General features: G+C 55.1%; 3 protein-coding genes. All 3 read left to right on the top strand.

Features of this window, described 5'->3' with window-relative positions; translation table 11 throughout:
- Positions 1-138: 138 nt before the first annotated feature.
- The 3 genes from ACUVSA_RS14535 (at position 139) to ACUVSA_RS14525 (ending at position 2,519) form a co-directional block, all read left to right on the top strand.
- On the top strand, positions 139-486 hold the full coding sequence (locus tag ACUVSA_RS14535) for a hypothetical protein (protein ID WP_445895367.1): 348 nt from the start codon (positions 139-141) through the stop codon (positions 484-486).
- A gap of 29 nt (positions 487-515) precedes the next feature.
- Positions 516-1,034 (top strand): hypothetical protein, encoded by a 519-nt coding sequence (locus tag ACUVSA_RS14530; RefSeq protein ID WP_445895366.1) that lies wholly within the window; start codon positions 516-518, stop codon positions 1,032-1,034.
- A 540-nt stretch (positions 1,035-1,574) separates the two neighbouring features.
- Positions 1,575-2,519 carry an acetyl-CoA decarbonylase/synthase complex subunit delta gene (locus ACUVSA_RS14525; protein ID WP_445895365.1) on the top strand — a complete coding sequence of 315 codons (945 nt, stop codon included), beginning with the start codon at positions 1,575-1,577 and terminating at the stop codon, positions 2,517-2,519.
- Positions 2,520-2,741: the final 222 nt, after the last annotated feature.

Genomic DNA, 2,741 nt, shown 5'->3' with positions numbered 1-2,741 from the left:
GTCGCCGCCAGCCCAATCCCTTCACCAATAGCCGGTCCGCTGACCGGCTTTTTTTTGCCGTCTGGATTGAATTTTGCTGTCGTGCCGGTTATAAACCCACCAAAGGTGGCAACGGCTTCGCTCGGTAAGGAGACAAGGATGCAGGTGGTTCCGGCCAATGACTTCTTTCAAGAGTTTTCGGAGAGCGAACGCTTCTACGTGGGTTTTTTAAAGATGCGAGGCAGCTGGATTCCTTTGTGCGCCCTGAAAGACTCCAAAGAAAGCACGACCCTGGACATGATCTATGTGTCACGACTCTACGACCATATGGCCGCGGTGACCTCCGCCTATGCCGATAAGGTCCGCGGTGTGGAACAAACCTTTGTTCAGTATCTCATGCCCAGCGAAATTCGGAACCTTGTGGACCGATTCGGCCTCCGATTCGTCGCTGAGATTGGAGAAAGCGACGGCGGGGGGTGCGGCTGCGGTTGCGGCTGTGCAGGGTAGCGCAAAACTTTAGGCCCAAGGAGAACGTCATGGCCCGCATTGTTTACTGCCACCCTGCCAAAACCAAGTACGGACTGCATCTATACACAGACTTGGACTTTTGGGATGCCCGAAAGATCCTTCGGGATGTGGCCCTGGTCAAGCGCAATTTCGGGGACAGCCCTCCGGGCGATGAATTCCCCTCCCAAGTGGTTCGCGAAGACGCGTCGCCGCGGGTGCACGCCCTGATCAAGAGACGGCTGCTGAAAGCCATTCCTGCCCCGCCGCGCCACGTGGTGGTGCGATCCCTGCTCATCGACGGGTTTTATGAATTTGAGCCCTGGCGATATTTTCCTCGCCGCTGGTCCTCCTCTTTGATCGAGCACTTCCTATCCTATCGTTTGCCCGTGGACCATGGCGTCCTGAACAGTCCCTACAATACCTATCGATTGGAATGGCACGGCAATACCGTTCGTGTGGTGCCGGAAAAGAGACCCCAGAAACATGACCCCGTGATTCAGACGCGGCGACAGGCTCGCAGGCACCTCTTGGTCCCCACGTGTTTCTGATGTGATGGGCCGCGTTCATGGGCGCTTGGCCGTTCACGGATCGTGAAAAAGACGATGGTTTGCGAAGAGTGCGGGCGGGATCGGGCGTGCAGGCGACCGCCCAGGTTGATAATCCCTGGGGAAGGCAAGGGCGGAAAATTTGAAAAGGTGGGGGGAAGCCTTGTGCGTTCACACCTTCAGCCCGTGAAACGAGTTGACAAGCCTTTGGCGATCTTATATGCATGGGTGCCCCGTAGGTGGTGAGGATTCACCTTGATTGCCGGCGCACCACCTTGACATGTGAACCAACCTCGAAACCAAGCACTTATACCGGCTCGGATGGTCAACATGGCAAAGGGCTGCAGATTGGAGCGATGGAGTCGAGAGGCCTTACAGGCTTTGCGTCTGTCGCTTTTTGTGCAGCTTTTTCGCCCAGTCAAGACCTGTCTTTCCCTTGGAGATCCTTAATCCAAAAAGGAGGTTTCGGCAAAAGAGTTAAAAGGCATAATGGGCTAGGCTTAAAAATGAAAAAAGGCACAAGCACTGAAAGGAGGGACGACCTTGGCATTCCAACCTGTACAGCAAAAGTATACTGGAAGCATTCGTGAGGTGACCTTGGGCGTCGGCGACAAGGCCGTGGTCATCGGGGGCCGATCGGCTTTTCCTTATTACACCTTTGAAGGTCAGATGCCTCATCCCCCAAAAGTTGCCATGGAGATTTGGGACAAGAACCCCAATGACGAATGGCCGGAAGTGGCGAAGGAACCCTTTAAGGATGTTCTGGGGGACCCGGTGGCTTGGGCCAAAAAGTGCATCCAAGAATACGGGGCGGAAATTTTGGTGATTCAAACGAAAAGCGCGGACCCTAACGCCGACAACAAACCGGCCGAAGAGGTGGCTGCGGTGGTCAAGAAGATCGTCGATGCCGTGGAAGTGCCGGTGGTGGTATGGGGCGTGGGCAATCACCAAAAGGATTCGCAGGTCATGCGCCTTGTGGCCGAGCAATGTGCCGGAAAAAATCTGGCCGTCGCTCCGGTGGAAGAAGGCGATTACAAACAGATCGCGGCAGCCTGCTTGGGCTACAAACACACGGTGATCGCCTCCACCCCCATTGACGTGAACCTGGCCAAGCAGTTGAATATTCTTTTAGGAAATCTGGGCGTCAAAGAAGACAAGATCGTTATGGATCCCACCACGGGCGGTCTGGGGTACGGGCTGGAGTACACCTATTCGGTGATGGAACGCATCACTCAGGCGGGTCTGACCCAGGGCGACGAAAAGCTGCTCCAGCCTATCATCTGTAACGTGGGCGATGAAGTGTGGAAGACCAAGGAAGCCAACCAGACCAATGACGAAGCGCCGGAACTGGGCGATCAAAAGACCCGCGCCGTGATGATGGAAACCATCACCGCAGTGGATCTGCTGCTGGCCGGCGCTGACGTGGTGATTTTGCGCCATCCAGAGTCCGTGGCTTTGGTGAAAGGTTTTATTCAAAAAATGTCCTAGGATGCTTTCCGAGAAGGCGTATTGCGGCCCACCGTGGCCTTGGAACTCGATGAAATCGCTCGACCGCAAACCAGCGAAAACGAGTTCTCGGACGGCCTCCTGAGCGGTGTTCACGCAAGACAGCAAACGCCTGAAGAGACCTCATGAAGGGGGAGAAGGAAAGAGCCATGGCCGAAGAGAAGGAAAAGAAGCAGAAGGGGTACAATTTTCGGGATTTTTCCA

Source organism: Desulfosoma sp. (assembly GCF_052743555.1).
Note: the sequence above shows the minus strand (reverse complement) of the source record. Positions and strands in the feature narration are given on the sequence as shown.